This window comes from Algibacter sp. 2305UL17-15 (genome assembly GCF_040720935.1).
In the GTDB taxonomy this organism is placed as follows: Bacteria; Bacteroidota; Bacteroidia; order Flavobacteriales; family Flavobacteriaceae; genus Jejuia.
In genome coordinates this window covers 75504-102210 of sequence record NZ_JBFDAE010000011.1, presented here as the reverse complement: position 1 = coordinate 102210, position 26707 = coordinate 75504, and the positions used below count along the sequence as shown (strand labels likewise).

Below are 26707 nucleotides of genomic sequence, written 5' to 3'. Positions count from 1 at the left end.
ATTATGTACATAGAACAAGCGTATAAAGGTTTAACAGATGCATGGCGTTATATAGTTGGGGGTGCAATTATTTTTGTCACGTGGCAAATTTTGGGCTATATACCTTTACTTCTTAGCTTAGGTCTTAAGGTAGAGAGTTTAGCTGATTTCCCGTCCGATATCCCCGGAATGGTTGCGCTGCTCGGAGAAAACCTCTTTTTATTTTTAATGCTAATTTCTTTTGCAGTTGGCCTTTTTGGTGTTTTCTTAAGTTCTAAGTTACTCCATAAGCTATCGATAAAAGATTTAACTACAACCAGAAGAAAAATAGACTGGAAACGTTTTTGGTTTATTTTTATCTTATGGGGTGCCATCTCTAGTAGTTTTGTTTTAATAGATTATTACTTTTTTACTCCAGAAGATTACGTTTGGAATTTTAAATTGAAACCATTTTTAATTTTACTGGCAATCGCCGTTACATTACTACCATTGCAGACAAGTTTTGAAGAATATGCGTTTAGAGGTTATGGCATGCATTTTTTAGGCACATTATTTCAAAATAGATGGTTACCATTGGTTATTACTTCTGTGTTATTCGGATTGATGCACATACTTAACCCAGAGGTAGAAAAATTGGGTTACGTCATCATGGTCTATTATATAGGCACAGGTTTGTTCTTGGGCATCATTACGTTAATGGATGACGGGCTAGAATTGGCATTAGGATTTCATGCCGCCAATAATTTATTTACGGCGCTTTTGGTTACGGCAGATTGGACAGCCTTACAAACCCATAGCATTCTTAAAGATATTAGTGATCCAGGAGCAATGGGACTTGTAGAAATATTTATTCCTGTGTTCGTAGTGTTCCCGATTCTTTTATTAATTTTAGCAAAAAAATACAGATGGAGCAATTGGAAAGATAAATTATTCGGACCAGTAGTAGAGCCACCAAAAGAAGATTATAAAATTTTAGAAGATTAAGACATATGATTCCAGATTATACCAAAGTACATAATAGATTTAAATTAGATGGTGTTAGCTATAACCGCGAAGATTTAATGGAAGTTGCCTATAGTTTTGTAAAGGAAGGTTTTCCGTACCAAGAACAACTAGGTATGTTTTTATTAGACTGGTTGGATAAAAAAGACCATTTAATAGTGCAAACATCCGGTTCTACAGGAAAGCCTAAAAAATTAAAAATACAAAAGCAGGCCATGGTAAATTCTGCCATAATTACTGGCGATTTTTTTAATTTAACACCCGGTAAAAAAGTGTTAAACTGTTTGCCTTCAAACTTTATTGCTGGAAAAATGATGATGGTGAGAGCCATTGTTTTAGGTTTGGAAGTAGATATGGTAGTGCCTTCTTCATTACCTAGAATAGATTACGAGAAAGATTATGATTTCTGCGCCTTTACACCAATGCAACTTAAAAACTTTGCAAAGTATTTAAAGTCTATAAAAACTGTTATTGTTGGTGGCGGTCGCGTTTCCAATCATATAAAAGAATTGGTTAAGGACAAAAAACCGCAAGTTTATGAAACTTACGGGATGACGGAAACAGTTTCGCATATCGCAGTTAAAAAATTAAATAACTTTACAGATTCTGAGTCTGATGGCTATTTTAAAACATTGCCAAACATTAGTATTTCTCAAGATGACCGTGGTTGTTTGGTTATTGATGCACCAAATTTGTCTGATAAAAAAATAGTAACTAATGATATCGTGAAAATACATTCAGAAAACGAATTTGAATTATTGGGACGTTTCGATAATGTTATTAATACTGGTGGTATCAAAGTGTATCCAGAACAAGTAGAGGCAAAACTTCAAGATATTATGCCGAATCGTTTTTTTATAGGAAGCGTTCAAGATGATACTTTTGGTGATAAAATAATAATGGTTATTGAAGGCCAGGAAAAACCAATAGATAAATCCATATTTGATGTCCTTGAAAAATACGAAAAACCAAAAGCAGTTTATTTTGTAAATAAATTTATGGAAACAGCCTCTGGAAAAGTACATCGCGCTAATACGATAAAGGAGATTTCTGAATTAAAATAGTATTTTATTGTTAAAAAAAATCGAGTATGTTCCTGCAAGTTTTTAAAAACCTTGCAGGAATTTTTGTTTTTGGAAACGGTAGTTTTAAATAAACCAAGAAATATGAGTAGATATAATATAAGTTTATGGAAAGAAGCAAAGGATGCTGCACTATCTTAAGATAAATAATAGCGAAAGCTTTGACACCTCCCTTAACCCGATAGTTATGGTGACCTACTTATTAGGAGGGAAACTATTGCGTATGAGCTTCACCTCTCAAAAGAGGGGATTATGGGGTGTGCTGTTAAAAAGTTCTATAACATCTGATTTGCAAACTAGGAAATGAAATCATTAGTGTCCGATAAAAAATTTTAGAAACCTTTCAACCCTATACTAAATAAGCGATTTTTAAGATGTCGCCCCGATGGGGCTTGATTTTTTTAGTTCTTTTCCTTTTGCTACAAAGATTCCATCCCTATGGGATTTTTTTTAGCTCCAGAGGAGCGTAATCTTTATAGGCCGAAGCAAAAAATATTAGAAAGCTCCAGAGGAGCGAAATTTAATCGGACAATAGTGAAATGAAATATTTATTTTATACAAGTTTTTTAATTGGGTAATAAAAAAATCGAAAAAAAAAAAAAGATAACTTGACGGAATTGGCAGACATTGAATTGGCCAAGAAAACATCGCCTACCAAAAAAGAACTGGAAAAACCCAATCAAATTGCTAATGCAACAAAAAACCGATGATGCCTTATCAAAATCGAGCGATGTTTCAGCGTTCATCATTGCACTTAAGCAAAAAACATCTTCCAAAAATTCAACACCAGTAAAACAACTGTTAGGGTAACTGGCATATCCTTTAAATACCCAGATGTGATATGCAAGGGTAGCACTTTGCGAAGACAATATTCATGGAACAGTATTATGAACGCATAGATTATGAACAAGACAGAGATCGTGCATTTCCAATGCCAGAATCGGAAAGATGCTTTAAAAACTCAAGCTCTCCATATCTATTGTTAAAAAAAACGCAAAACACTAATTGTTAATAAGTTAAATTTTGTTAATGAATTTTTTAGAGCTAAAAACGAACTTGATTAAGTTCTTTAAAAAATAGTCTATTCTATAAATTTGAGCATAACAAATAAAAAAACAGATTTATGAAAACTTTAAAAACAATCGTAGCGGTTTGCTTACTATTTATAACGGTTGGAGCAACAGCACAAAACGACAAAGACAAAAAAATAATGGCAGATGCCGAAAAGGCTAAAGCAACTTTGATTGAAAAAGATGCTGGAATCGAGAAATTCTTCGAAAACTCATCAGGATATGCCATTTTTCCAAATGTTGGAAAAGGCGGATTAATTATTGGTGGAGCTAGCGGTAATGGTGTGCTTTACGAAGATGGAACACCTATTGGTATGGCAAGCTTAAAAAAAGTAAATATAGGACTTCAAGCTGGCGGACAAGCAGTTATACAGGTTATATTTTTTGAAACAGATGCCGCTTTAGCAGAATTTAAGGAAGGTAATTTTGAGTTATCTGCCGAAGCTTCGGCCGTTATCGCTGATAAAGGAAAATCGAAAGATGCTAATTATAGCGATGGTGTTATTGTATTTGCTTTACCAAAAGCTGGATTAATGGCAGATGCTTCAGTTGGCGGACAAAAATTTGACTTTAATGCATTTGAATAGCCTCAAAAAAAAGTAAAACTTTACTAAGGTTGGCAATTTGTCAACCTTTTTTATTAGTGAAACCCAAATTAGTGAAACCCAAAACTTAAAAGCGCAGCGCATTAAGTTTTGATGGTTGTCCCGATAGCACCCGATAGCTATCGGGAAGGGATAATCCCGCTATTTAACGGGAGGCAAAAACAGTTCACACTAAAAAAATGGTTATAGCAACATGAAGAATTTCAAGAACACTTAATTTTAAAGGAAACGATTTACTCAAAAATAGCAACGATTTTCTCAAAATGAAAAAATTACCTAAGCGTATGGTGCTTATTGGTGCAGGCTACATAGGATTGGAATTTGCTCATATAGCAGCAAGGTGTGGGAGTCAGGTTACGATATTGGATATGAAAATCATATTATCTATACCCAATATTATTTCTAAAAAAATCAAGGTTACGAGCGCCACCCATGCATTTGCGCTAGATAGAATTTCAAACATAACATATAGTTTTAAAAAAATATACCCCTAATTTGGTAATCAGGGGTATATTTTTGCCACTATTCTAATTGAGCTTTACCATTGTTCAATTTCTTTTTTCAATTCTTCTTTTTTCTTTCCTGTCTTTTCTTGGAGTTTACCTAACATTTCGTCAAATTTCCCTTCAGAATACGTCAAATCATTATCGGTTAAATCGCCATACTTTTGCTTAAACTTACCTTTAATCTGTTTCCATTTACCTTCTAATTGATCTTTGTTCATAATATTTGTTTTTTTAATTAAAAATTCTTTTAAATTCTTATACTAAATTACTGAAACAGAGCTATTTAAATTACCTCAAAAACATTTTTCTTTAATGCAATAAAATAGTTCTAAGGTGTTTTATTGAAGTTAATATTTTTACTGATTAGGCTAAGTAATTTTTTTTTGAATATTAATATTTGTTACATTAAATTTAAGCTATATGGATATTCCAAGTGTGAAAAATGAAGCTCAATATGAAGCTTTAAGAGATAAAGGTTATAGTAAGGAAAAGTCTGCAAGAATTGCAAACGCGCCCAACGCAGGTAAAAAGGGAGGCAAAGCAAAGCCTTATGAAGAATGGACTAAATCTGAACTTTACGAACAAGCAAAAAATGTAGGGATTGAAGGGCGGTCTAAAATGAATAAAAGCGAGCTAATTTATGCTTTAAGAAACAACTAATAACTTGCCAAAATATTTTATGAAAGCCATTGATGCTAAAATAATTCGCCAAATTTTTATACTCCTTTTAATAGTGCTCATTGGCGGGTTAATTTTTCAGGAAATGCTTCCTTATTTTTCAGGGATTTTGGGGGCTATCACACTTTATGTTTTATTGCGAAAAGCCATGGCTAAATTGGTAAAAAAGGGTTGGCATCCTAATTTAGCAGCTGGTTGCTTAATGTTAGCTTCCTTTTTAGTTATTTTACTCCCAGTAGCTGGTATTATAGCTATGCTAGGCAATAAAATTGGTACTGCCGTAAATAATTCTGAAAAAGTAATTAACGCTATTGAAAATCAATTGGCAGATTGGGAAGGCAGATTTGGATATGATTTAACCTCGCAAATTGACGCATCAGCCATATCTGGCTGGATAAGTGAAAATTTGCAAGGGTTGGTAGGAGGTACATTTACGTCGCTTGTTGCTATCTCTATTATGTATTTTTTATTGTTTTATATGTTGACCAACCGTAAAAAATTACGGGAATCTTTATATGAATACATTCCCATAAGCGACGATAGCCTGGAAATTATTGGTAGAGAAACCCGCAAAAAGGTTCGCGCAAATGCTTTGGGGATTCCCTTGGTGGCAGTAGCGCAAGGGATTGTGGCATTGATTGGCTTTTTAATATTTGGTGTAAACAGCCCCTTCTTTTGGGCGGTTATTGTAACATTTGGTTCTATGATACCTTTTGTTGGCAATTTTTTAGGAACTATTCCAGTATTTATATTAATGATGTCCAATGGTAACACATTCCAAGCATGGGGTGTTTTGTTATATGGCATTATCGTGGTTGGTTCAACAGATAATTTAATTAGACTTTTTGTACTTAAAAAACTGGATAACGTACATCCATTAATCACATTATTAGGTGTTATTGTCGGTCTTCCCTTGTTTGGTTTTGTGGGGTTAATTTTTGGGCCATTACTTATTAGTTTATTCTTAATTATTGTGCGTATATATAAAAAAGAATACGGAAAACAACACGAGAAAAAACTATAGTAAAAGTAAACCCCGATCGGGCAGTGGTTTTTTCACTTTGTGCTTTCAATTATATACAATCTTCAGAAGGAAAAACAGCAAGTTGAATTTTAGTAATCGCATTAACTTTTTTTTTTATAACGTCAAGGGTTAGGGGCTTAAACACTTAATTTGCGGGTATGATTAGCGACAGGTTTAGGATGATGACTTAGAAATAAACTATAGCTAAACAGATGAAACAAAGTTGTATATGTTGAAAAGTATCTTAATTGTTAATTACACATTGAGAGCTTAAATAAAATGGGATATGAACGAAGAAGAAAAAGTAAGATTAGAAAACATTGCAGACACAGACAATGAAATATTTGCACTTTTAAAACAACGTTATAGTCCAAGAATTTTCAAAAATCAAACCATAGAAGATGCTAAACTAAAACAGTTGTTTGAGGCAGTTAGATGGTCTGCCAGTTCAGATAATTTGCAGCCCTGGCGATTTATATATGCTCATAAAGGAACTAAAGGCTATGAATCCATCTTCGATTGTTTGAGCGATTTTAATAAAACTTGGGCCAACAATGCGCCTTTGTTGATGTTAACTGCTTATAAAGAAAAGACCGGTGAGGGCAAGGAAAATTTTCATGCTTTACATGACTTGGGCTTATCTTTAGGGTTGATGACTGTACAGGCTCAATATATGGGAATTGGTTTGCACCATATGGCAGGCGTAGATTGGAAAAAAGCACAAAAAAAATTTAATGTGCCTGACGGCTTTCATGTAACTACAGCCATTGCCGTAGGCCATTATGGAGGAAATATAGATGATTTGCCAGAAGACTTAAAAGAAGAGGAAACTAAAAAACGAAAACGAATGCCCTATCATCAATTTGCCTTCAAAGAGGCATGGTATAATTCAGAAAACTAAAAATTTTACAAGGGAAAATTAATTAATAACAGATCCTCTCATATCGTTTTAAATTGATATGATTGAGAATCACAAAAACGAATATTATGAAAATTGGAATTATAGGAAGTGGGAATATTGGTGGAAATTTAGGGAAACATTGGGCCAAAGCAGGGCATAAAGTACTGTTTAGTTCAAGACACCCGGCAGAACTTAATAGCTTGGTTAAAGAAGCAGGTAGTAATGCTGAAGCTAGGAGTGTAACGGATACTTTTGAAGCCAACGCAGATGTTTACCTTTTAGCAATGCCTTTTAAAGCGATTGATAAAATAGCTGAATTATACGCAGGCGAATATGGTAATAAGGTTATTATAGATGCCACAAATCCATATCCGGAAAGAGATGGCGCCATTGCTCAAGAAGTAAGGGATGCTAATTATAATGCTTCTGAATATACTGCTATGAAATTTGGAACAGCTAAAACCGTAAAAGCATTTAATACCATACGCGCAGAACATTTAAGAGATCGCGCATTTAGGACCACAGACAAATTGGCTATACCTTATGCGGCCCAAGATCAAGAAAGTGGAGATGTTGCAAAACAGCTTATTGAAGATATAGGTTTTGATGCGCTGTATATTGGGAATTTAACAGACACACATATTATGGATCCTGAACAATCTATATATGGAAAATCTCTAAGTCGTAAAGAGTTAAAAGAACTGGTAAACAATGTAAGGGTGCACTAGATGATTACGCTATAAATTTTAGGATTCGTTTTTGGATGAACATGGTAAAAGCTAAACAAAAACATGCGGTAGTACATAAAGCTATAAAGCTTATAAGAACTCATTTTACCGATGCAGGTATTGTTATACCGTTTCCTTATACGGGCTCTTGATTTCAAAGACGGCAACCCAAATAAAAACGATAAGATCAAAGATTAATGGTTCTTTTATTTTTATTGAAACCGATAGCGTTAAAATAGTACCCAATTGTGTTATTGCGAATGTTGTTTTTTTAAGAAATTTGATTCAGACGAATGTTGAATTAAAAATGAAAGTGATGGATAATGAATTTGCAAACCATGAAAAAGATTACATTAAAACATATCAGGAAAAAGGATATGTTTCTAGTTTTCATATTAAGGATGAAAAACTTATTAATAACGAAACAAAAAACGAATACACTCCAGAAGACATCCATATAGTTGCGGAGCATAGATATGAAGGCATGAGCAACCCATCGGATATGTCCATACTATACGTTATTGAAACAAATAAGGATGAAAAAGGAACTGTATTGATGGGTTACGGGCCGAGTGCAGATTTAGATGCGGCAGAGTTTTTCAAAAATATTCCAAAAACAAATATTTCTGACGAGAAAAATATAAATAGTGACTAATTTTAAATTCAGATAATTGTTAATAAAGAAAACTCTAATATGCTTAGGGTTTTCTTTTTGATAAAAAATAGATAGTTTTAAATCAAAACCTCAAAACAAAAAATAAAATTTCCAATGATAAATATTTGGTATATCTTTAATCAAAATAGATAATATTTAATGGATTGGAAGTAAAACTTTTTTTTAAATACGATTTTGATACACTTTGTAAAGCTTTTATAAAGGAGCACCTAGATGCGCTTGATATTTCCTATGCCATAAATAGTATTAATGAAGTAACCATAAATGAAAATTTGCAAAAAGACAAGCAAAAAACACTTTCAGAAGCTTTAAAGAAATACGGCATTGAGATTTTAACCGATCAAAAAGCGACGCTTGTAGAACGGATAAAGCATGCAATTGACAAGATGCTGAAAGATGAAAAAAGTAAAAATTTAAAATTGTCTGCGTACTTATCAGATAATTTGAATTATTCCTACACCTACTTATCCAGCGTTTTTTCTGAAAACACCTATACCTCTATAGAGAATTATACCATCCTTAGAAAAGTAGATTTAGCCAAAGAATTTATGTGCAATACCGATTTAACACTAACTGAAATTGCATACCGGTTAAACTATAGTAGCGTAGCCCATTTATCGGGCCAGTTTAAAAAAGTTACGGGGCTTACACCAAGTGCTTTTCAAAACATCATGAAGAAGAAAAAAGATTATAATTTACAATGACGGTTAAAACGATATAAATGAGCACAACCCTACTAAATATAGTTTTAGCCGATGACGATGAAGACGATAGAATGCTCTTCGCCGAAGCCATAGAAGAAATTCCTATTAGAACAAAACTATCTCTATTTAACCATGGGCAAGAGTTAATGGATTACCTTACTTTGCCCAATGTGGTACTTCCCAATTTGATTTTTTTAGATTTGAATATGCCCATAAAAAATGGCTTGCAATGTTTAAAAGAAATACGCAGTAACCCTAGGTTAAAAGATTTATGCGTAGCGATATATTCCACATCTTCATCAGAGAAAGATGTGGAAGAAACTTTTTTAAATGGGGCAAACATTTATGTAAATAAGCCCGATAACTTTAGTAAATTGCGAGAAGTAGTAGAGAAAGTATTACAATTAAATTGGCAGTATCATACTTCTAATTTAAACAAAGACACCTTTCTCTTCCGTATGTAATACCTATGGATTTTAAGCGCATATACATGTCTTCTAAAACATATCTTGTAGCATTAATTATTGCTATTGGCTTGCTTTTATTTACTACAAGTATGGCATACAGGCAGATAATCCGGATGCAGGAATCTGCGGAAATGGTAGCACAAACGCTTCGTGTTTACAATGCTATTGGAGATTTAACAACACATTATTCAAAAGCCGATTCCGAAGAATTCAGGAAAGAATTACTAAATAAAGGCGCATCAAGCAATACCTTAGAGAATTACAAATTAGAAGGTACAACTGTAATTAATAATTTAGAATCACTTACAGGTAATAACGAACCTCAACGCGCACACATAAAGCCTTTAAAATCATTATTAAATAAGTTGTATGGGCAACTTACAGAATTAGATTCCATTAGCTACACAACCAATAAGTTACCGTTTGATATTAGAAAAACACAAAAATCTAAAATAAACAATACCTTATATAATATCAGGAGCATTAAAAACAGAATGCTTGATCAAGAAGAATACCTCATGGAAGAAAGGGAGGCTAGCTATAAATCTGATAAATCTACGACACCCATCACATTACTTTTATTGGCCTTTTTTGCACTCCTTGTTTTTATTGTTTCTTTTTATAGAATTTACCTTAATAAATTAAAAGTTCATGAGTCAGAAGCTTTCTTACAGAGTGTACTAGATACCACGGATAATATCGTAAATTATTTCGAGCCCATATTTGATCCTGATAAGGATAAACATATTGCAGATTTTAAAATTGTGTTTGCTAACCTGTGTAACCGTGATTATTTAGGTCTAGAGCCTGACGAAATAATGGGAAAAACAGTATTGGATATTTTTCCTTTTTTCACAAATAACGGTGGTTTTGAAGAGTTTACAAAGAGCTACAACGAAAAGGAGAAGGTCGATTTTGATAGAGAAGTAGTTATAGATGGCGAAAAAATGTGGTTTCATATTTTCGTAACCCCTTTATTAGAAGGTGTGCTTTTTACCGCTAGAAATTCTACGGCCGAAGAAAAAGCCAAAGAAGCACAGTTTTTATTTAAAAAGCGCTTAGAAAAACAAAACCTCGAATTGCTTGACAATAAAGCTTTATTGAACAATATTTTTAAGAGTATCTCTCATATCGTTATGCACTTTAAAAGTATCAGAGGAAAAGATGATGCTATTATTGATTTTGAAATTTTATTTGTTAATGATAGGATAAGTCCTATTTCAGGTGATATTCCAGATGAAATCAAAAATAAAAAAGTATCCGAAATATTTCCCAATATTTTCAAGAACGGTGTTTTTGAGCATTTGGTGTCGGCTATAGAAAATGAAGATCCCGTAAACTATGAAGTACCTTATTATAAAAATGGATTCGAGCAATGGTTTAAAGCTACCGCAATTAAGCTAGGTGATGGTGTAACCATAACAACAATAGATATAACCGAAGATAAGAAAAAATCAAATCAGTTAAAACAGCTTAATGAAGCACTTTCTATACAGAACACCATTTTTGCCGATGCTGAAGTCATAGCTAAAACAGGTAGTTACGTATGGCATATAGATACCGACGTTTCTGAATTATCAGACAATTTTTTTCGTATGCTAGGATGCGAACCTCATGAATTTGAAGCCTCGTTTAAAAGATATAGAGATTTTGTACATCCTGATGATTTAGAGCTTTATGATTATAGAGGAGCGCAAATAACCAAATATGAAAAAGTAGAAGAACACACGTACCGTATTATAACTAAACAAGGTGATACGAAGCACTTTAAATCAAACGGACAGTTTATTGAAAAGAATGGTGAAACAGTTATGATTGGTGTAGTACAAGACGTGACAGATATAGTAGAAGCAGAAAAAAAACTAGTAAAAAGAAACTTAGAATTAAAACGGAGCAATGCTGAGTTAGAATCATTTAACCGGGTTGCAAGTCACGATTTACAAGAGCCTCTAAGAAAGATTCAATTGTTTGTGTCAAGAATAGAAGATAGGGAGGGCGACCAGTTTTCAGAAAAAGGTAGGGTGTATTTTGATAAAGTAAGAAAAGCAGTAACACGAATGCAATCGCTTATCACAAATTTACTTGCTTATTCCAGGATAGATAGTACTAAAAAGGACTTTGAAAGAATTAATTTGAATCTTGTTTTAGATAAAGTAAAAGAAGATTTAACAAATAGTATAAACGAAACCAACACCATAATAATAGCCGATAAATTACCTAAAATAAAAGGTATCGTATTTCAAATGGAGCAATTGTTCACAAATTTGCTATCTAATGCCATCAAGTATAAAAGTACAGATGCACCACCAAAAGTAAAAATAGTATATGAGAAGGCGCCAGAGTCAGAACTTCCAAAGCATATCATAAAAGTAAGTAAGGTGTACCATAAAATTTCTTTTATTGATAATGGTATTGGTTTTGAGCCCATACATGCTACAAAGATTTTTGAGGTATTTCAACGTTTACATCAAAAAACAGAATACTCAGGAACAGGCATAGGTTTAGCAATCTGCGAAAAAATTGTAGAAAACCATAACGGATACATTTATGCAAAAGGCGAATTGGGTGTTGGAGCAGAGTTCATAATTTACTTACCTGCGTGAGTTCGTATATTTCTATTGTGTGTCAATATATTATTAATCAGTATGAAACACTTCTTCCAAAATTTTTGGCTTGTTAATTCTTTTATTCAAATCTAAAAATAATTTACACATCCATGGGAAAGTCTTTAAATCTAAGTGTGGCAATTCCAAAGTGGGGAAACCCATACGCGACAGTTTTCCTCCTAATGAGGAGTTCCCGATAGCTCTCGGGATAAGGGAGGTGTAAAACTATTGTATTCAAACCTACTTCTTATTTTTTAATTAAGACTAGTTCAAGCCCCTTATCTTTACACCTAAATTAAATATTTCAACCCTATTGTTTTTTTACTTAAAATCTCTACAATAGTGATAGTTACAGTCGTTTTTTACTTTTTTTAACAGTTAATTCTTCAAAAACCTAAAGTTTCATAACACAAAGGAAAAATTGTGTAATATTTTTTGTGGTGTTCATGATGATATTTACAGTAGGGATTAAAGAACGGTTCTTGAGTCATAAAACTTAACTGAAAATATTATGGAACATAGTATAAAATTAAAATCCAAACAATTTGCCAGAGTTGGCAAATCTAAACCCAAACATCTTAGCATCAATAAGACTAATGCTTTTGTAAGAAATTTATTTTCAGAAGTTTTATTCAAAACAACAGAAATTTTAAACAAATCTTCAGAAGGCTAATATTTAATTTTCTCTCGATGTTAAGAATAGAACACATTATCATTTTAATATGCTTAATTACATGGGCCACAGGCTTTTTTATTTACGGACTGGGTTTGATTATTCATCTCTTATTGGTCTTAGCGGTTATAGTAGCAATAGCTGAAGTGTTAAGTATTAAAAATGATTTGAACTAGAATGAAAGAATAGGGCATAACAATTAAAAAAACAGCTATTATGAAAACAACATATTTAAGCACAAATACAATTGAACAGATGTTTAAGCAACTAAAAAATAATTTTGGTGGTTCAATTGAAAAAGAGTCTAAAGAGTATATTCTGGATATTAAAAACGAAATCGGGAGGGGTATCATAAAAGGGATTTCACTACAAAGAGGTATATCTTATGTTGAATTCGATATGACCTTTACAGACGATGTTATATTATCTGTTGATACACCTAACAAAACCCCAATATATTTTGCGTATTGCTCAAAGGGGAGTTTAGGTCATAGTTTTGGTGTTAACGGTAAAAAACGTGTTTTAGAAAATTTTCAAACAGGTATTTTAACCAGCCAATTAGGTGATGAAAATAGACTTTATTTAAAAAAAGACGAACGTTCCAAAATTACGCTTATCACAGTACAAACTAGCAATCGTGCAAAGGCTTCTGGTAAAGAGAATCTAAAAACCAAGTTACAGGACACATTTATTAAAGAGGGCAATAAAGAGAATTTTATTTATATAGGTTCTCACAACCTTAAGATTGCTGAAAAAATACAACAACTAAATGCTATAGAGCAAAAAGGCATAGTAAGAAGCCTTTTAATACAAGGTTTGGTCCATATGGTTTTAGCATTAGAAATACAACAACATGCTGAAGATAAAAACCGTCAAATCCCTGTCGGTTCTTTAACTATTAGAGATATGGAGACTATAAAAGAGGCATCTCAGTATATTAAAAATAATTATGAAAAACAGTTATCAATTTCTGAATTATGTACAGAATTTGGTATTTCGCCATCAAAATTACAAGAAGGGTTTAAAGATATGCACGGGCGTACAGTTACAGATTATATTAGAGAAGTAAGAGTTTTAAAAGCCGAAGAGCTTATTAAAGATACAGATTTAAATATCTCTGAAGTGGTTTACAGTATAGGCTTTTCTAGCAGAAGTTATTTTTCTAAAATCTTTAAAGAAAAATTTAATTGTAGTCCGAAAGATTATAAAGACGCGCAAAGAAGATTACCTATTTCTGCGTAAAATATGGTAACTCAAATGATACATTATAAAATTTTAGATGATAGTTGGAAAAATTTTAAAAACAGATGTTTTATTGTAATTAGTAAATAATTATACTTTAAAGCTGCTGTATTAGGGTTTAAAATTAAAAAGGATAGGATTTATAATGTATCAGGAGTTATTGGTTGAAATCCGTCTAAGGAGAGTTAGGCGGATTTTTTAATGTGTTTTAAATTTAATTTTTAGGCTGAATACTGAACTAAAGAATACATAGCAATTAAGTTGTTCATTAAGCTAAAATGAAATTAGGAAAATAAAAGTGTCCCAAACATCTTAGGTGTTAAACCAAAGTTAGGGACACTAGTAAATTCTTATAAAATTAAACTTACATAAAATCCTCATCCTTGGTTGTGGAAGAAATTGTGGGATCTTCATGGCTAAATGTTTTCTTTAAGCCTGCTGAGTCCACACCAAAAAATTTCAGGATTTCAGATCGGTGAGATATTAACATGACTCTTTCTTTATTTACAGCAATTGGTTTTTGTAGAAGTTCTGGGTTGTTATTAATAATTTTTATCCAGTCCTCAGTATCAAAATCGTCCGTAGTACCAAAATCATCTTTTTGATTATCTGGTATCGTAATAATTTCATCCAAAGGAATGCCCAGATTTTCTGATAGTTCAACCCAAATAGTATCTCCTAATTTATCTTTGGAAATGTCTATCACATCCACTTTTTTATCTATGGCGTGTATGTAGCCCAAAACTTGTTTTCCTAACTGTGATGCCGAACTGTATATATAAGTAAGTTGCCTTTTATCGCGTGCTAATATTGACATGTTCTCCATTTTTTAAAAATAATTAATGGTTTTAATTTCGTTTAAAAATTATGCACTACCTCTCGCCGGATAATCATTCTTTTCAATATAGTCTATAGCATTTAATAAATCATCCCAATGTGGTCTAGCAAAAGGCATAGTTTGCACAGAACTAGCGTAGAGCGTAAAATCTGGACGGATAAGGAATAGTCCAGGTTCAGAAAATTGATCTGGTTCTTTATCCGATATACTTTCAGAAATATACAATCCCCACTTTTTAGCTTCGTCTATAGAAAACTTATAACCAACAGGTAATTCGGAGATGTCCCATTTCTCAATAGTTTTTTTAGCCCGTTCTTCAGTATCGCAACTTACAGCAACTAGGTTTACGCCTCGTTTAATAAAGCCATCTAATTTTTTAGTTAATGCCTCTAGTTGTTGCTTGCACTTAGGGCAATGTAAACCTCTATAAAACACAATTAACGTAAATGTCCTGCTTTTTTGGGATTTTAAATTCCAGTTGGTGCCATTGGTTAATGCCACCTTTAAATCTGGCACTTCTGTTTTTGGTTTTACCATATCTAAATACTTTTAGACTATTTTTTGTTTTGTTGTTCCTTTATAGTCTTTTTGTCAATATCAAATGTGTTCGTTTCGCTTTTATCGTTTGGCTTTGGGTTAGTAGGGTCTTTTTGTTCTACTTTTCTTTTAAATTTTTTGTTGTCTTTTATCTTTCCCATCACGATTGTTTTTATGTTAATAATTAATTTCAATTACACAATTGATGCTAATTTGATATATCAATATGTGTTATTGCCATCAAGATAATATTAATCTTCAAAATTTATTAGTTCTAAAAAAACAATGATTAACTCAAACGGTATTCAATTAATAAACTGGTAATTTAAATATTCAACATCGTTTTAATACCGTTCAAAATCTTCTGTTTAGAGCAAATGTGTATCTCTTTTGGCAGTTAAATTTATAGGTAAGCAATTTTACAAATCATAAAAATTAAAATACCATGATAAGAAACTATGAAAGTGCTATAAAAGCCTGTCAACAATGTTTGATAGATTGCCAGAATTGTTTAGCGCAGATGGCGGGTAAGGAAAGCTCCAACGAATGTCCATACTGCTGCATGCTTTGTATAGACGCCTGCCTAATATGTATTAAATCTATGGTGGCAGACAGTCCGTTTACCAAAAAATACTGCCGTTTATGTGCCGAAATATGCGAATGGTGCGCACAACAATGCCAACAACACGATCATAAACATTGTCAAGACTGTGCAGCTGCTTGTTTAGCATGTGCACAAGAATGTCGAGTACATATGGCATAAGAATTAAAGAAAAAAGCTTAACATTTAAAATAGATAAGATGAACACAAAAAATAAAGAGAGGATTGAAAAAATGCGAAGCCTTATTGCTGTACCAAAAATTGTAATGCTGGCTACACGATTGGATAAAATTCCTTTTTCGGTATGTCCAATGACACTTCAGCGAATAGATGAACAAGGTGATATTTGGTTTTTTTCTTCAAAAAATAGCAGTCATTTCAAAGATATTGAATATGATAACCGAGTGCAGATTATATATTCCGATGAAGCAGAACAAACTTATATTTCCATTTTTGGTAATGCAACCCATATAGTTGACGATCAAAAAGTAGATGAACTTTGGAACCCTATGTTGAATAACTGGTATGAAGGTAAAGATGATCCTAATTTGGCATTATTGAATGTTAATATAAACAATGCGTATTACTGGGATACAGATGAAAGCAGGCTGGTTTCATTTTTTGAATTAATAACAGGAATAGCTTCTAACGATGAAACAGATTTTGGAGACAAGGGAGAAATTAATCTGCAGAATCATTGATGAATATAACGCTTTGAATTAAAATTTTAAGAATCACTTAATGTAAACTGTTTTTTTATTAGTGAATGCTAAAATGCCTTCTCTTGAAAGCTCGCGCCCGTATCCTGATTTTTTTGTGCCTCCAAAAGGTAGTCTTGGGTCAGACTTTACCATTTCATTTATAAAAAACGCGCCATCTTCAATATCAATAATTCTCTGTTTGGCACCTTTAATATCTTTGGAAAAAATCATTGTCCCTAAACCAAATTTTGTGTCACTTATCATTTTATAAGCGTCTTCTTTGTTAGAGACTTTTACAATTGCCACCACAGGACCAAACGTTTCTTCGGTAAATACAGGCATGTCTTTGGTAACTTCTGTTAAAATTGTGGGTTGGTAATATGTTTTGTCTCTTTGGTTTCCGTAATGTACAAGAGCCCCTTTTTCAATAGATCTATTAACCTGGTCTTCTAAAATATCTGCCAAATCTTCTCTAGCTAAAGTGCCTATTTCTGTATCTTCTAAAAGAGGATCTCCAAAAGTTAATGCTTCTATTTTTTTTGTGAACTTTTCTAAAAATGCATCATAAATACCATCTTCAATTATAAAGCGTTTTGCAGCAATACAACTTTGTCCCGTGTTTTGCATTCTTGCTTTTACCATGGTGTTTAGGTGTTTGTCTAAATCGGCATCGTTAAGGACTACGCAAGCATTGTTTCCGCCCAATTCCAAAACCAATTTCTTTAATTGCGATCCAGCAACTTCGGCAATTTTGCGTCCTGCTTTTTCGCTTCCCGTAAGAGATACTGCTTTTATAATATCATTTTTTATAACGTTTTCAATGGTGTTATGGTTTGTAAGTAAAGTTGTGAAACATCCTTTGGGATATCCTGAGTTTTCGAAAATATCTTGAATTGCCAAAGCGCAACCTGTAACGTTCGATGCGTGTTTTAAAACAACGGTGTTACCTGCCGTTAGCGTTGGTATTGCGAACCTAAAGGCTTGCCAAAACGGAAAATTCCATGGCATAATACCCAAAATACATCCAAGAGGATCATAAGAAATAAAGCTTTCTCGCGCATCGGTTTCTATAATTTCATCAGATAATAAAAGTGAAGCATTTTCAGCATAGAAATCACATAAATATATGCACTTCTCAATTTCAGCAATACTTTCGATAATGGGTTTTCCCATTTCAATCGTCATGAGCTTACTATATTCCTCCTTATTTGACGATAAGTTTTCAGCAACATTTTTAAGCAATGCTGTTCGTTTAGAAAGACTCTCGGTTTTCCAAGATTGAAATGTTTTATCAGCTACGGTCAAGATTTTAGATATAGCTTTATCAGTAAAATAGCCATAGGTTTCTAATGTCTTATTAGTGTATGGGTTGGTAGTTGTTATTTGTTTTTTCATCTTAAAAATTTTAAACCTAAATATAATTGATTATGTATAGTACTCTTAACGCTAATAAGAGAAAGATGAACGTTTTTAAGTATTCTTAAACAAGTCAAGATTCATATGTATTGCGTTAAATTAATAGCATATTCGACATTAAATTTGTGGTAACAAAATAAAGTTTAACGTTAAAATTTAAAATATTATGAGTAATAGTGGAAGTACAATTCTGGGGGTTTTAGCTGGAACGGTAGTAGGAGCAGCCTTAGGCATATTATTTGCACCAGATAAAGGAAGCAAAACAAGACAAAAATTAGCAGACGAAGCAGCTTTAGCTAAAGAAAAAATATCAAAAACAGCAGTAGATTTAAAAGATAGAGTGGTTTCAACTGCTACATCCAAAAAGCAAACCTTGGATGAGCAAGTGGATTCAATTGTTCAAGATGCAAGCCATAAGGCAGATGATGTAATTAGCACATTGGAAAAGAAACTTGCCGAATTGAAAATTAAGAACAAGAAACTACAAAAATCATAATGATTAATGGGATTGATTGACTCTATAAATGAAACACACGATAAGGCTTCTAATATCGGCGAACGCTATATAAAGACATCTTACAAGTATTATAAATTAAAGTTTTTTCATCAGCTTTCAATTTCTGTAACTATGGTTTTTAAAGCCCTAATTATAGGAGGGCTGGCGTTAATATGTATATTGCTAGGCGCTGTTGCATTAGCGTTATTCGTTGGTGAGTCAATGGCCAATTATCCTTTAGGTTTTTTAATTGTAGGGGCGATTTTTATGATATTATCCAGTATAGCATACTTGTTTAGGCGGGTGATAAATAAAGTAACTATTAAAAGATTATCTAAAAATTTTTCAAATAATAATATGAAGATTTATAGTGACATAGAAAGTGTGGAGCGCGATTTAAAAATTTTAAAACTAGAACGAGATATAGCATGGGAAGAAATTAAAGCTGTTAAAGAGGACTATAAAGAAGATTTTAGACCGTACAATTGGATTAGATCTGGATTAAAGTTAGCTAGTAGGTTTGGAGTTTTGGTATTGCTTAAAAAAATTATTAAATAGCAAATTTAACCTTATGTCTAGTCTTAGATAATTTAGACAGATTATTAAAGTAAAAAGAGCTTCGAACTACACCGTTCTTTTTACTTACTTCAGAGTTCATAAAGCTATCGATGGCGCAACAGTTTTAATAACAAACATCTTAATTTAGTGATAAAAAAAAGCAAGACATGGCATTGCAGAACATCACGAGATTGATGAGTTGATCGAGGATTTAGAGAAAACATACGATGCCGAAAAAGGGTTTAAAAAAGCTGCTGAAAACGTAAAAAATCCAGCGTTGAAAAATATTTCAAACAAAAGGCAGACGAGAGATATAATTTTGGACATGAATTAAAAGCTGAAATAAAATCTTTTGGAGAAAAGGTTGATGAGGGAGGTAGTGCTGCAGAAACTATCCATAGAACTTGGATGGACACTAAAGCGTTATTTTCTTTAGACAATGAAGAAGCTATGTTAGAAGAAGCTATTAGAGGAGAAAAAGCTGCAATTTCAGAGTACCAAGATGTTAATGATGATGCAAGTTTACCAATGAACACAAAATCACTTTTAATATCACAAAAAAGTAAAATTGAAAATGGGTTATCTAAAATTAAAACTTTAGAAGATTTGAGCTAATTCAGTCAAAAACTTAATAATGTGTAATAAAGCTGCCCTTTGAAGGCAGCTTTATTTATAAACTCATACAATAGAGTTAACCTTTACATCTATTGAGGGCATTATAATTAGGTACTATTTTTATATTTAACATGGTTGGTTAGTAGAAGAAAGGCCTTGGCATGATTTATTCAAACGCTAGGGTCTTTTTTATTAGTGAAACCTATAACTTAAAAGCGCAGCACATTAAGTTTTGACGGTTGTCCCGATAGCTATCAATACGGGATAACCCCAATTTTAGCAGGATCTCAGGTTTAACCTGCCAGCCCTGTCTGCCGACAGGCGGTAGGCTGGTATCTCGAAGCTTGCTTCGGAAGGGAAAAAGGTTTTTCCGAGGAATACCGAGCCGGTATGCCCGATATTTATTTTTAAAGTATTGATAACTGTCCGTTAAATGAGTTAAGCTAAGTGTTGTAAGAGTTAATAAAACATTTAAAAAAATAGCATCTTTGTTTATGAAGGTTTGAAAGCCGAATCTTAGAAATTTTTAATCTTAAAAATCAAAATATTATGTTACGCTGGACAATTACATTTATTATTATAGCTATTATCGCTGGAGTCCTAGGATTTGGAGGCATAGCAGGAGCATCCGCAGGAATTGCAAAAATACTATTCTTTATATTTATAGTACTGTTTGTACTATCACTTCTTAAAGGATTAGTAAAAAAATAGTAAACCATTTAATTAAAATAACCTAAAATTTACAATTATGAAAAAAGTAGTATATACATTAATATTCTTATTTACAGTATCTACTGTATTTACAGGATGCAGAGAAAAAAAAGAGAATGATGTTGAAGAAATTATAGATGACGCTGGAGAAGCAATTGAAGACGCAGCAGATGATGTTGAAGATACTATAGATGATATTGAAGATGAAATAGAATAAATATTACAGTATCTAGATAAACATACCTATTTTAAACTTAAGTCTGTGGTTCCGCAAATCACATAATAGGTGGAATAGCGATAAAGACTTGATAATCTTACGGTTATCAAGTTTTTGTGTTTATGACTATTAGTTAATGTGGTTACAACATACCAAACCGTATAAATGGTTTAACTTTAATTTCATTTGTCTTCAGAAGGTAATATTACAATTTCAGTAATAAAATCAACAACTAAAATTATTTAGCCTAACGGGTTAAATATTAACTCAATACCGTTACAAACAATTAGAATTTAGGTGGAACTTGTACTTTACAATAAAACCAGATGAAGAAAATAATTATAGCGTTCTTAGTAGTATTAATTGTTGGACTTATTTTTCTACAATTCAAATTCAACAATGAAATCACTTCGGCGATCAACACTAGCTTACCGCCTAATATTCAATTAAATTATGCAGAAATTAATACAAATGTTTTTACTGGTAAAATTGAGTTAGATAGTCTGTCCGTTAAGGTATTCGATTCCAAAAATAAATTACAAACTGCTTTGTACAGTAAATGTTTAAATATTAAAGGTTTGAGCTTATGGGCGTATCTTTTGACTAAAAAAATAACTATTAAAAATATAACCACAAATAACCCAAAACTTCAATATTTTAGAGATGATAATGAAGCAACTGTAACTATAGATTCCTCTAAGGTCCATGCTTTTGAAAAAGAGTTAAAAATTAAAGAGTTAACGATTAATGATATTTCAGTCATCAACGGTTCTTTCGACATCATCAAAAATAAGAAAGATAGCTTATTTGTAAAAATAGATAGTATTAATTTCATATTGAAAAAATTGAAAACAGATGCTAAAAAGTTAAAGGAAATAATCCCTTTTATATATAAAGATGTTCAATTTTCCTCTAAAGATATCTTTGTAAATATGAATGCATACGAGACTTTAGAAATTGAGAATTTGAATGTTAACAATCATCAATTTAATTTGCAAAACCTTTATATAAAACCAAAATTCACAAAAGAAGTTTTGTCCACAAAAATAGTATTTGAACGTGACCATTTACAGTTCTATATTCCAGAATTGAAATTGAATCAGTTAGATTTTGGTGTTACTAACAACAGGTTTTTCGTTGTTGCAGATAGTGGTGAATTAGTAAAACCTAGTTTAAAAGTTTATAGAGATAAAAGGGTAGCAGATGATATGACTATCAAAAAAATGTATAGTGAAATTTTAAGAGACTTATCATTTGATCTTGCAATTCCTGAACTAAAAATTAAACAAGGTTATGTAAGCTACGCCGAGCGAGTGGAAACAATTGGTAAAGCAGGGAAAATATTTTTCGAAAATGTAAATTCTACTTTAACCAATCTAACAAATACCAATAAAAATAGTAGGGAAACAAAAGTTTTAACCAATTCCTATTTTATGGGCAAAGCACCGATGGAATTAGAGGTTAGTTTCAATGTTAATGATTTACTGGATTCTTTTTTAGCTTCAGGACATTTTAAAGATTTTAATGCTCAAATTGTCAATAATTTTTTTGAATCAAATCTAAATGCTAAAGCCGAAGGAGAAGTTGAACGAATATATTTCACATTCAATGGAAATAAGATGAGTTCAAAAGGAGATTTAAAAATGAAATATAAGGAATTCAAGTTTAAAATTTTGAATGCAAAAAATCAGGTGAACAAATTATTAACGGCTATTGGCAATATATTTGTAAATGACGGTTCTAAAAGCGATAAAGATGGTTTTAGACATGGTAAAATAGAAGTTGAACGCCATAAAAATAAATCATTCTTCAATTATTTATGGATAAATGTAGAGAGCGGATTGATAAGTGCGGTAACGGGTAAGGTAGAAAAAAAATAAGATTTTAACTATGGTGAGTTCTATAACAAACAACATGGAAAAGCGAATAAAATTTAGAAAAAAAGATATACAATCCCTTTAATTATTATCGTAACATTAGTGATTCTTCGATCAATGATGCCATTTCTAGTTAAAAATTCATTAGTGTCCGATAAAGTTTTTTAAAAGCGGGATTTCCATAGTTGGATTTCCCGCTTACTTTTATATCCTGTTTTTACCACAAAAACCAGATATGAATAAAAGTACAGACTTTAGCGGACAGGTGACCGAAAGTGAAGTTCATCAGTTCTATGTTAGTTCTAAAACAGAACAAGTATAAATAATTATAAACGATTATAAAAAAAATAATTCATCTAAAAATGAGGCGTTTGTGAATGTTTGTGGGGGTTTTTATAATTTACTCCTCCATGGTATGATACACGTTCTGTACATCATCATCTTCTTCAAGCTTTTCCAATAGTTTTTCAACATCTTCAGCTTGTTCTGGAGTCAATGTTTTTGTAACCTGTGGAATTCGTTCAAAACCAGAAGATAATATTTCAATCTCTCTAGATTCTAATTCGGCTTGAATAGCTCCAAAGCTTTCAAAAGGGGCATAAATCAAAATCCCGTCCTCATCTGCAAATACTTCCTCGGCACCAAAATCTATAAACTCCAGTTCTAATTCCTCAGGATCTAAACCTTCGGCATTTATTCTAAAATTACAGGTATGATCGAACATAAAAACCACCGAACCAGACGTTCCCAAACTCCCATCACATTTGTTAAAATAACTGCGCACATTGGCAACAGTTCGTGTATTATTATCTGTAGCAGTTTCCACTAATACAGCAATTCCATGAGGAGCATAACCCTCAAAAACAACTTCTTTATAATCGCCTTGATCTTTTTCGCTGGCTTTTTTTATGGCACGTTCTACATTATCCTTTGGCATATTTACAGCCTTGGCATTTTGTATGACTGCACGTAATCGAGAATTGCTCGCTGGGTCTGGCCCACCTTCCTTTACTGCCATAACAATATCTTTACCAATACGTGTAAAGGCTTTGCTCATGGCAGACCAACGTTTCATTTTTCGCGCTTTTCTAAATTCAAAAGCTCTTCCCATAATTATTTTATTATTTTGTCATTCCCTCGAAGGAGGGAATCTTTTCAACTTATTCTATAATTTTATTCACGCAAAAATAAAAAAAGTAAACAGATATTAACGCTCTTGGTGAAAATACCGCAAATTGTTACTCCTAACCGCTTACTGCTTACTCCCGACTGAATCCTGCAAACTGCCGACTGAATCCCGCCAACTACTCCTCAGGTTCTACAATAGTTTCAATAGCTTCGGCGAGTTTAAAATCTTTATCGGTAACACCATCAGCATCATGTGTGGATAGTGAAATTGACAGCACATTATAAACATTGCTCCAATTTGGATGATGATTTAACGCTTCACATTCAAAAGCTATTCTGCTCATAGCACTAAAACAATCCTTGAAGTTTTCAAACTCAAATTCTGCATGTATGGCATTATCAAAATAGTCCCAATCTGGAAATCGTAATAATCGTTTTTCTATGTCCTGCTCTGAAAGTTTATTCATTTTTAAGTGTTTTAGAATTAGCAATTTTTACTAAAATAATTAATTTTGAACTAGCATTCAAACTACAACTTCAATTCATTCAATAAAAACAGACTGTTTAACTGTAAATGTTTTGGGAGTTTGTTGAATTTTGGAAGTACCGCCAAATATCTATCATCATTTGTGGTATAAACGCGTTTGTAAATCGCTTTATTTTCTAATTCAAATGATGTAACAATATCCTTTATAAATTCATCATGATGTACTAAATCTGTACTTCCTAAATGGAAAATGCCATATTTATTTCTATTTATGATGTAATGAATTTGTTGCGTGAGTTTAGAATGTGTCGTCACATTCATTATTAAATTAGGAAACACTTCAATAGGTTCATTTTCTTTAATATTCTGAAGGATGTCATTAACTCTTGGAGATTGATTTCCAAAAACCATTGGTAGTCTTAAAATAGCGACTTGCCTCTTTGGCAAGCGCAACAACATGTTTTCAATTTTTATTTTGAAATGTCCATAAATACTGTTGCTTAAGGTTTTATCCTGTTCGTAACTTGGGTATTTACTGTATGCATCAAATACGTTAGCGGACGATAAAAACAATAATTTCACTTTATGAGCAAATATATATTCTGCTAAATGTTGATGGAGCAACACTTGTTTGGAAAAATCGCCTCTTAATGCCGAAATGATCAGTGTTGGTTTTACAATATCTAAAATTTCGTAAATATCATCGTCTTCAAAATTATAATGAAAGAAATGATGGTTCTTTTCTAACTGACCGTTAGAAGTGCTGTACGTTGAAAATGTTCTAAAATAGGAGCAGAGTTCCTTGTAAATAGCGCCGCCTAAAAAACCGCTACCTCCAAGTATCAAAATTCTATGTTTGCTCGCTATCGCCATCTTCTTTCTTCACTAAAGCAAATTCTATGATTCTTTATAAAAAGGCAATTTTACAACCGTTGCGGGAACTGCATTTTTACGAATTTGAATGTTGATTTTACTGCCAACTTCAGCAAAAATAGGAGGGACGTACCCCAAACCAATCCCTTTACTTAATGAAGGCGACATGGTGCCAGAAGTTACATTCCCGATTTTATTGCCGTTTCCATCTACGATATCATAGCCATGACGAGGAATGCCACGTTCGTCCAATTCAAAACCAACCAATTTCCGTTCCGGCCCGCGTTCTTTTTCAGCCTTTAAAGCTTCGGAATTTGTGAAGTCTTTCGTGAATTTAGTAATCCAACTTAAACCTGCTTCAATTGGGGAAGTGGTGTCATCAATATCATTTCCGTAGAGACAATAACCCATTTCTAAACGCAATGTATCACGAGCAGCCAACCCGATGGGTTTGATCCCGAAATCTGCGCCAGCTTCCAAAACCTTATCCCAAATTTGTTGTACTTCGGAATTTTTACAATAAATTTCAAAACCACCGCTACCGGTATAACCCGTAGCCGAAATAATGACATGTTCTATGCCTGCAAAATCACCCACAATAAAATTGTAAAATTCAATTGCCGCTAAATCATGACTGGTTAAAGATTGCATCGCTTCAACAGCTTTTGGCCCTTGAATGGCGAGTAGGGAATAGGCTTCACTTAAATCTCGTATGGTTGCTCCCACATCATTCTTGGACTGGATCCAATTCCAATCTTTTTGAATATTACTGGCGTTTACTACCAATAAATATGTGTCTTCTTTAATACGATAAATGATTAAATCGTCCACAATACCACCAGTATCATTAGGCAAACAGCTGTATTGGGCTTTACCAATCGTTAATTTTGAAGCGTCGTTACTAGATACGTTTTGAATGAGTTCCAAAGCATGTTCGCCATCAATTAAAAATTCCCCCATATGCGACACATCAAATACACCAACGGCTTTACGTACTGTTTCATGTTCTGCAGTAACGCCTTCATATTGTACAGGCATATTGTATCCAGCAAAAGGGACTAGTTTAGCACCAAGCGCTTCGTGGGTTTTTGTTAAGGCTGTGTTTTTCATTTAATTATTTTTAGCATTATTTAATTAAAATAGCTTCCGCATTTAGGAACACAAATGTATTGAAAATATATAGATTAGTTATTTTTGTACTTCTCTATAGTTTTATGCAAAACCCCAAATACTGAAAGGCTTTTTTTGTGGAAATTATCCTATATTGCAGTAATCAATCTATAAGAAGTGCAAGAATTTCTCATCAATTTAAAACGTTTAGGAAAAAAGAAAATTTACACCGAAACCATCACGGTAGAACATAAAATCAATGATTTAAAGGATTTAATTGTGGCTTGCGTTTCCAGTAAAGTAAAACAGTATAATTCCAAAAGGGAACACAACCACCTGCTTTCTTTTTTAACGCCTTCACAAATTCAAGAACAATCAGAAACGGGTAAAATAGGTTTTGGGGATATCGACAATTTTAAAATGGCAGATGAGGCAGAAAGTATAGAAACTGCACTTCAAGCCTATAAAGATGGTCTATTTTTAGTGTTTATAAATGATGATGAAATAACAGCCCTGGACGAAAAAATCACGCTTACCCAAGATACACCCATTACCTTTTTAAGAATGACATTTTTAACAGGTACCTATTGGTAAAAACC

General features: G+C 32.6%; 31 protein-coding genes and 3 pseudogenes. 24 read left to right on the top strand and 10 right to left on the bottom strand.

Going from position 1 to position 26707, the window contains the following annotated elements:
- The first annotated feature begins 3 nt into the window (after positions 1 to 3).
- From ABXQ82_RS13040 to ABXQ82_RS13025, 4 genes and pseudogenes are all read left to right on the top strand, one after another.
- Entirely contained in the window at positions 4 to 963 is a 960-nt protein-coding gene (locus tag ABXQ82_RS13040; RefSeq protein ID WP_367060325.1) for a CPBP family intramembrane glutamic endopeptidase, read from the top strand.
- A 5-nt stretch (positions 964 to 968) separates the two neighbouring features.
- Positions 969 to 2045, top strand: a complete 1077-nt coding sequence (locus ABXQ82_RS13035; RefSeq protein WP_367060322.1) for an AMP-binding protein — start codon at positions 969 to 971, stop codon at positions 2043 to 2045.
- A 1141-nt stretch (positions 2046 to 3186) separates the two neighbouring features.
- The gene (locus ABXQ82_RS13030; protein ID WP_367060319.1) at positions 3187 to 3720 is read left to right on the top strand and encodes a lipid-binding SYLF domain-containing protein; all 534 of its coding nucleotides are present in this window, start codon (positions 3187 to 3189) and stop codon (positions 3718 to 3720) included.
- A gap of 281 nt (positions 3721 to 4001) precedes the next feature.
- Positions 4002 to 4076, top strand: a pseudogene (locus ABXQ82_RS13025) (hypothetical protein); the annotation flags it as partial.
- A gap of 26 nt (positions 4077 to 4102) precedes the next feature.
- On the opposite strand, the pseudogene ABXQ82_RS13020 reads toward ABXQ82_RS13025, so the two are convergent.
- Positions 4103 to 4201 (bottom strand): annotated as a pseudogene (locus tag ABXQ82_RS13020) (TerC family protein); the annotation flags it as partial.
- Positions 4202 to 4276: 75 nt separating this feature from the next.
- Positions 4277 to 4462, bottom strand: coding sequence for a CsbD family protein (locus tag ABXQ82_RS13015; protein WP_367060316.1), 186 nt, complete (start codon positions 4460 to 4462; stop codon positions 4277 to 4279).
- Positions 4463 to 4664: 202 nt separating this feature from the next.
- Here ABXQ82_RS13015 and ABXQ82_RS13010 point away from each other — a divergent pair, with 202 nt between their 5' ends.
- The 11 genes from ABXQ82_RS13010 to ABXQ82_RS12960 all read left to right on the top strand — a co-directional run bounded on the left by ABXQ82_RS13010 (position 4665) and on the right by ABXQ82_RS12960 (position 13943).
- The gene (locus ABXQ82_RS13010; protein ID WP_367060313.1) at positions 4665 to 4904 is read left to right on the top strand and encodes a Rho termination factor N-terminal domain-containing protein; all 240 of its coding nucleotides are present in this window, start codon (positions 4665 to 4667) and stop codon (positions 4902 to 4904) included.
- Between the two features lie 19 nt (positions 4905 to 4923).
- Entirely contained in the window at positions 4924 to 5946 is a 1023-nt protein-coding gene (locus ABXQ82_RS13005; RefSeq protein WP_367060310.1) for an AI-2E family transporter, read from the top strand.
- Between the two features lie 286 nt (positions 5947 to 6232).
- Positions 6233 to 6847: a nitroreductase family protein gene (locus ABXQ82_RS13000; protein WP_367060307.1), complete on the top strand. Its 615-nt coding sequence runs from the start codon at positions 6233 to 6235 to the stop codon at positions 6845 to 6847.
- Between the two features lie 86 nt (positions 6848 to 6933).
- Complete coding sequence (locus tag ABXQ82_RS12995) at positions 6934 to 7575, top strand: NAD(P)-binding domain-containing protein (RefSeq protein WP_367060304.1); 642 nt, start codon at positions 6934 to 6936, stop codon at positions 7573 to 7575.
- A 148-nt stretch (positions 7576 to 7723) separates the two neighbouring features.
- Entirely contained in the window at positions 7724 to 8230 is a 507-nt protein-coding gene (locus ABXQ82_RS12990) for a hypothetical protein (protein ID WP_367060301.1), read from the top strand.
- A gap of 164 nt (positions 8231 to 8394) precedes the next feature.
- A complete protein-coding gene (locus ABXQ82_RS12985; protein ID WP_367060298.1) occupies positions 8395 to 8955 on the top strand; it encodes an AraC family transcriptional regulator in 561 nt (186 codons plus the stop codon).
- A 17-nt stretch (positions 8956 to 8972) separates the two neighbouring features.
- Positions 8973 to 9419 carry a response regulator gene (locus tag ABXQ82_RS12980; protein WP_367060295.1) on the top strand — a complete coding sequence of 149 codons (447 nt, stop codon included), beginning with the start codon at positions 8973 to 8975 and terminating at the stop codon, positions 9417 to 9419.
- Between the two features lie 26 nt (positions 9420 to 9445).
- Positions 9446 to 12025, top strand: coding sequence for an ATP-binding protein (locus ABXQ82_RS12975; protein ID WP_367060292.1), 2580 nt, complete (start codon positions 9446 to 9448; stop codon positions 12023 to 12025).
- Between the two features lie 514 nt (positions 12026 to 12539).
- A complete protein-coding gene (locus tag ABXQ82_RS12970) occupies positions 12540 to 12701 on the top strand; it encodes a hypothetical protein (RefSeq protein WP_367060289.1) in 162 nt (53 codons plus the stop codon).
- Positions 12702 to 12718: 17 nt separating this feature from the next.
- Positions 12719 to 12877, top strand: a complete 159-nt coding sequence (locus ABXQ82_RS12965; protein ID WP_367060286.1) for a lmo0937 family membrane protein — start codon at positions 12719 to 12721, stop codon at positions 12875 to 12877.
- A 40-nt stretch (positions 12878 to 12917) separates the two neighbouring features.
- Positions 12918 to 13943, top strand: a complete 1026-nt coding sequence (locus ABXQ82_RS12960; RefSeq protein ID WP_367060283.1) for an AraC family transcriptional regulator — start codon at positions 12918 to 12920, stop codon at positions 13941 to 13943.
- Between the two features lie 364 nt (positions 13944 to 14307).
- Here the strand turns inward: ABXQ82_RS12960 and ABXQ82_RS12955 are convergent, their stop codons facing one another.
- The 3 genes from ABXQ82_RS12955 to ABXQ82_RS12945 are packed head-to-tail and all read right to left on the bottom strand — an operon-like array spanning position 14308 to position 15479.
- A complete protein-coding gene (locus ABXQ82_RS12955; protein WP_367060280.1) occupies positions 14308 to 14760 on the bottom strand; it encodes a hypothetical protein in 453 nt (150 codons plus the stop codon).
- 48 nt (positions 14761 to 14808) lie between these two features.
- Positions 14809 to 15318 carry a peroxiredoxin-like family protein gene (locus tag ABXQ82_RS12950; RefSeq protein ID WP_367060277.1) on the bottom strand — a complete coding sequence of 170 codons (510 nt, stop codon included), beginning with the start codon at positions 15316 to 15318 and terminating at the stop codon, positions 14809 to 14811.
- A 17-nt stretch (positions 15319 to 15335) separates the two neighbouring features.
- Positions 15336 to 15479: a hypothetical protein gene (locus tag ABXQ82_RS12945; protein ID WP_367060274.1), complete on the bottom strand. Its 144-nt coding sequence runs from the start codon at positions 15477 to 15479 to the stop codon at positions 15336 to 15338.
- Between the two features lie 284 nt (positions 15480 to 15763).
- On the opposite strand from ABXQ82_RS12945, the gene ABXQ82_RS12940 reads away from it, so the two are divergent.
- Positions 15764 to 16081 (top strand): four-helix bundle copper-binding protein, encoded by a 318-nt coding sequence (locus ABXQ82_RS12940; protein WP_367060271.1) that lies wholly within the window; start codon positions 15764 to 15766, stop codon positions 16079 to 16081.
- 38 nt (positions 16082 to 16119) lie between these two features.
- Positions 16120 to 16620 carry a pyridoxamine 5'-phosphate oxidase family protein gene (locus tag ABXQ82_RS12935; protein WP_367060268.1) on the top strand — a complete coding sequence of 167 codons (501 nt, stop codon included), beginning with the start codon at positions 16120 to 16122 and terminating at the stop codon, positions 16618 to 16620.
- Between the two features lie 33 nt (positions 16621 to 16653).
- Here the strand turns inward: ABXQ82_RS12935 and ABXQ82_RS12930 are convergent, their stop codons facing one another.
- Positions 16654 to 18015: an NAD-dependent succinate-semialdehyde dehydrogenase gene (locus ABXQ82_RS12930; RefSeq protein ID WP_367060265.1), complete on the bottom strand. Its 1362-nt coding sequence runs from the start codon at positions 18013 to 18015 to the stop codon at positions 16654 to 16656.
- Positions 18016 to 18202: 187 nt separating this feature from the next.
- Here ABXQ82_RS12930 and ABXQ82_RS12925 point away from each other — a divergent pair, with 187 nt between their 5' ends.
- The 6 genes and pseudogenes from ABXQ82_RS12925 (at position 18203) to ABXQ82_RS12900 (ending at position 22513) form a co-directional block, all read left to right on the top strand.
- Positions 18203 to 18532: a YtxH domain-containing protein gene (locus ABXQ82_RS12925; RefSeq protein WP_367060262.1), complete on the top strand. Its 330-nt coding sequence runs from the start codon at positions 18203 to 18205 to the stop codon at positions 18530 to 18532.
- A 6-nt stretch (positions 18533 to 18538) separates the two neighbouring features.
- The gene (locus ABXQ82_RS12920; RefSeq protein ID WP_367060259.1) at positions 18539 to 19090 is read left to right on the top strand and encodes a phage holin family protein; all 552 of its coding nucleotides are present in this window, start codon (positions 18539 to 18541) and stop codon (positions 19088 to 19090) included.
- Between the two features lie 199 nt (positions 19091 to 19289).
- Positions 19290 to 19705 (top strand): annotated as a pseudogene (locus ABXQ82_RS12915) (PA2169 family four-helix-bundle protein).
- A 549-nt stretch (positions 19706 to 20254) separates the two neighbouring features.
- Positions 20255 to 20416, top strand: coding sequence for a DUF1328 domain-containing protein (locus ABXQ82_RS12910; protein ID WP_367060256.1), 162 nt, complete (start codon positions 20255 to 20257; stop codon positions 20414 to 20416).
- Between the two features lie 37 nt (positions 20417 to 20453).
- The gene (locus ABXQ82_RS12905; protein WP_367060253.1) at positions 20454 to 20633 is read left to right on the top strand and encodes a hypothetical protein; all 180 of its coding nucleotides are present in this window, start codon (positions 20454 to 20456) and stop codon (positions 20631 to 20633) included.
- Positions 20634 to 20959: 326 nt separating this feature from the next.
- Positions 20960 to 22513: a hypothetical protein gene (locus tag ABXQ82_RS12900; protein WP_367060250.1), complete on the top strand. Its 1554-nt coding sequence runs from the start codon at positions 20960 to 20962 to the stop codon at positions 22511 to 22513.
- Between the two features lie 397 nt (positions 22514 to 22910).
- Here ABXQ82_RS12900 and ABXQ82_RS12895 read toward each other — a convergent pair whose 3' ends face one another.
- The 4 genes from ABXQ82_RS12895 to gcvT form a co-directional block, all read right to left on the bottom strand.
- Positions 22911 to 23621 (bottom strand): YebC/PmpR family DNA-binding transcriptional regulator, encoded by a 711-nt coding sequence (locus ABXQ82_RS12895; RefSeq protein WP_367060247.1) that lies wholly within the window; start codon positions 23619 to 23621, stop codon positions 22911 to 22913.
- Positions 23622 to 23814: 193 nt separating this feature from the next.
- Complete coding sequence (locus ABXQ82_RS12890; protein ID WP_367060244.1) at positions 23815 to 24105, bottom strand: 4a-hydroxytetrahydrobiopterin dehydratase; 291 nt, start codon at positions 24103 to 24105, stop codon at positions 23815 to 23817.
- Between the two features lie 62 nt (positions 24106 to 24167).
- Positions 24168 to 24998, bottom strand: a complete 831-nt coding sequence (locus ABXQ82_RS12885; protein ID WP_367060241.1) for a sugar nucleotide-binding protein — start codon at positions 24996 to 24998, stop codon at positions 24168 to 24170.
- Between the two features lie 24 nt (positions 24999 to 25022).
- Complete coding sequence (gene gcvT / locus ABXQ82_RS12880) at positions 25023 to 26108, bottom strand: glycine cleavage system aminomethyltransferase GcvT (RefSeq protein WP_367060238.1); 1086 nt, start codon at positions 26106 to 26108, stop codon at positions 25023 to 25025.
- Between the two features lie 177 nt (positions 26109 to 26285).
- Between gcvT and ABXQ82_RS12875 the strand changes: the two genes are divergently transcribed.
- A complete protein-coding gene (locus ABXQ82_RS12875) occupies positions 26286 to 26702 on the top strand; it encodes a hypothetical protein (RefSeq protein ID WP_367060235.1) in 417 nt (138 codons plus the stop codon).
- Positions 26703 to 26707 lie beyond the last annotated feature (5 nt).

What these genes read in the sequence shown, in the direction of transcription:
- ABXQ82_RS13040 (WP_367060325.1), top strand. Translation starts at nt 4, where the DNA reads ATGTACATAGAACAAGCGTATAAAGGTTTAACAGATGCATGGCGTTAT.
- ABXQ82_RS13035 (WP_367060322.1), top strand. Translation starts at nt 969, where the DNA reads ATGATTCCAGATTATACCAAAGTACATAATAGATTTAAATTAGATGGT.
- ABXQ82_RS13030 (WP_367060319.1), top strand. Translation starts at nt 3,187, where the DNA reads ATGAAAACTTTAAAAACAATCGTAGCGGTTTGCTTACTATTTATAACG.
- ABXQ82_RS13015 (WP_367060316.1), bottom strand. Translation starts at nt 4,462, where the DNA reads ATGAACAAAGATCAATTAGAAGGTAAATGGAAACAGATTAAAGGTAAG.
- ABXQ82_RS13010 (WP_367060313.1), top strand. Translation starts at nt 4,665, where the DNA reads ATGGATATTCCAAGTGTGAAAAATGAAGCTCAATATGAAGCTTTAAGA.
- ABXQ82_RS13005 (WP_367060310.1), top strand. Translation starts at nt 4,924, where the DNA reads ATGAAAGCCATTGATGCTAAAATAATTCGCCAAATTTTTATACTCCTT.
- ABXQ82_RS13000 (WP_367060307.1), top strand. Translation starts at nt 6,233, where the DNA reads ATGAACGAAGAAGAAAAAGTAAGATTAGAAAACATTGCAGACACAGAC.
- ABXQ82_RS12995 (WP_367060304.1), top strand. Translation starts at nt 6,934, where the DNA reads ATGAAAATTGGAATTATAGGAAGTGGGAATATTGGTGGAAATTTAGGG.
- ABXQ82_RS12980 (WP_367060295.1), top strand. Translation starts at nt 8,973, where the DNA reads ATGAGCACAACCCTACTAAATATAGTTTTAGCCGATGACGATGAAGAC.
- ABXQ82_RS12975 (WP_367060292.1), top strand. Translation starts at nt 9,446, where the DNA reads ATGTCTTCTAAAACATATCTTGTAGCATTAATTATTGCTATTGGCTTG.
- ABXQ82_RS12970 (WP_367060289.1), top strand. Translation starts at nt 12,540, where the DNA reads ATGGAACATAGTATAAAATTAAAATCCAAACAATTTGCCAGAGTTGGC.
- ABXQ82_RS12965 (WP_367060286.1), top strand. Translation starts at nt 12,719, where the DNA reads ATGTTAAGAATAGAACACATTATCATTTTAATATGCTTAATTACATGG.
- ABXQ82_RS12960 (WP_367060283.1), top strand. Translation starts at nt 12,918, where the DNA reads ATGAAAACAACATATTTAAGCACAAATACAATTGAACAGATGTTTAAG.
- ABXQ82_RS12955 (WP_367060280.1), bottom strand. Translation starts at nt 14,760, where the DNA reads ATGTCAATATTAGCACGCGATAAAAGGCAACTTACTTATATATACAGT.
- ABXQ82_RS12950 (WP_367060277.1), bottom strand. Translation starts at nt 15,318, where the DNA reads ATGGTAAAACCAAAAACAGAAGTGCCAGATTTAAAGGTGGCATTAACC.
- ABXQ82_RS12945 (WP_367060274.1), bottom strand. Translation starts at nt 15,479, where the DNA reads ATGGGAAAGATAAAAGACAACAAAAAATTTAAAAGAAAAGTAGAACAA.
- ABXQ82_RS12940 (WP_367060271.1), top strand. Translation starts at nt 15,764, where the DNA reads ATGATAAGAAACTATGAAAGTGCTATAAAAGCCTGTCAACAATGTTTG.
- ABXQ82_RS12935 (WP_367060268.1), top strand. Translation starts at nt 16,120, where the DNA reads ATGAACACAAAAAATAAAGAGAGGATTGAAAAAATGCGAAGCCTTATT.
- ABXQ82_RS12930 (WP_367060265.1), bottom strand. Translation starts at nt 18,015, where the DNA reads ATGAAAAAACAAATAACAACTACCAACCCATACACTAATAAGACATTA.
- ABXQ82_RS12925 (WP_367060262.1), top strand. Translation starts at nt 18,203, where the DNA reads ATGAGTAATAGTGGAAGTACAATTCTGGGGGTTTTAGCTGGAACGGTA.
- ABXQ82_RS12920 (WP_367060259.1), top strand. Translation starts at nt 18,539, where the DNA reads ATGGGATTGATTGACTCTATAAATGAAACACACGATAAGGCTTCTAAT.
- ABXQ82_RS12910 (WP_367060256.1), top strand. Translation starts at nt 20,255, where the DNA reads ATGTTACGCTGGACAATTACATTTATTATTATAGCTATTATCGCTGGA.
- ABXQ82_RS12905 (WP_367060253.1), top strand. Translation starts at nt 20,454, where the DNA reads ATGAAAAAAGTAGTATATACATTAATATTCTTATTTACAGTATCTACT.
- ABXQ82_RS12900 (WP_367060250.1), top strand. Translation starts at nt 20,960, where the DNA reads ATGAAGAAAATAATTATAGCGTTCTTAGTAGTATTAATTGTTGGACTT.
- ABXQ82_RS12895 (WP_367060247.1), bottom strand. Translation starts at nt 23,621, where the DNA reads ATGGGAAGAGCTTTTGAATTTAGAAAAGCGCGAAAAATGAAACGTTGG.
- ABXQ82_RS12890 (WP_367060244.1), bottom strand. Translation starts at nt 24,105, where the DNA reads ATGAATAAACTTTCAGAGCAGGACATAGAAAAACGATTATTACGATTT.
- ABXQ82_RS12885 (WP_367060241.1), bottom strand. Translation starts at nt 24,998, where the DNA reads ATGGCGATAGCGAGCAAACATAGAATTTTGATACTTGGAGGTAGCGGT.
- gcvT (WP_367060238.1), bottom strand. Translation starts at nt 26,108, where the DNA reads ATGAAAAACACAGCCTTAACAAAAACCCACGAAGCGCTTGGTGCTAAA.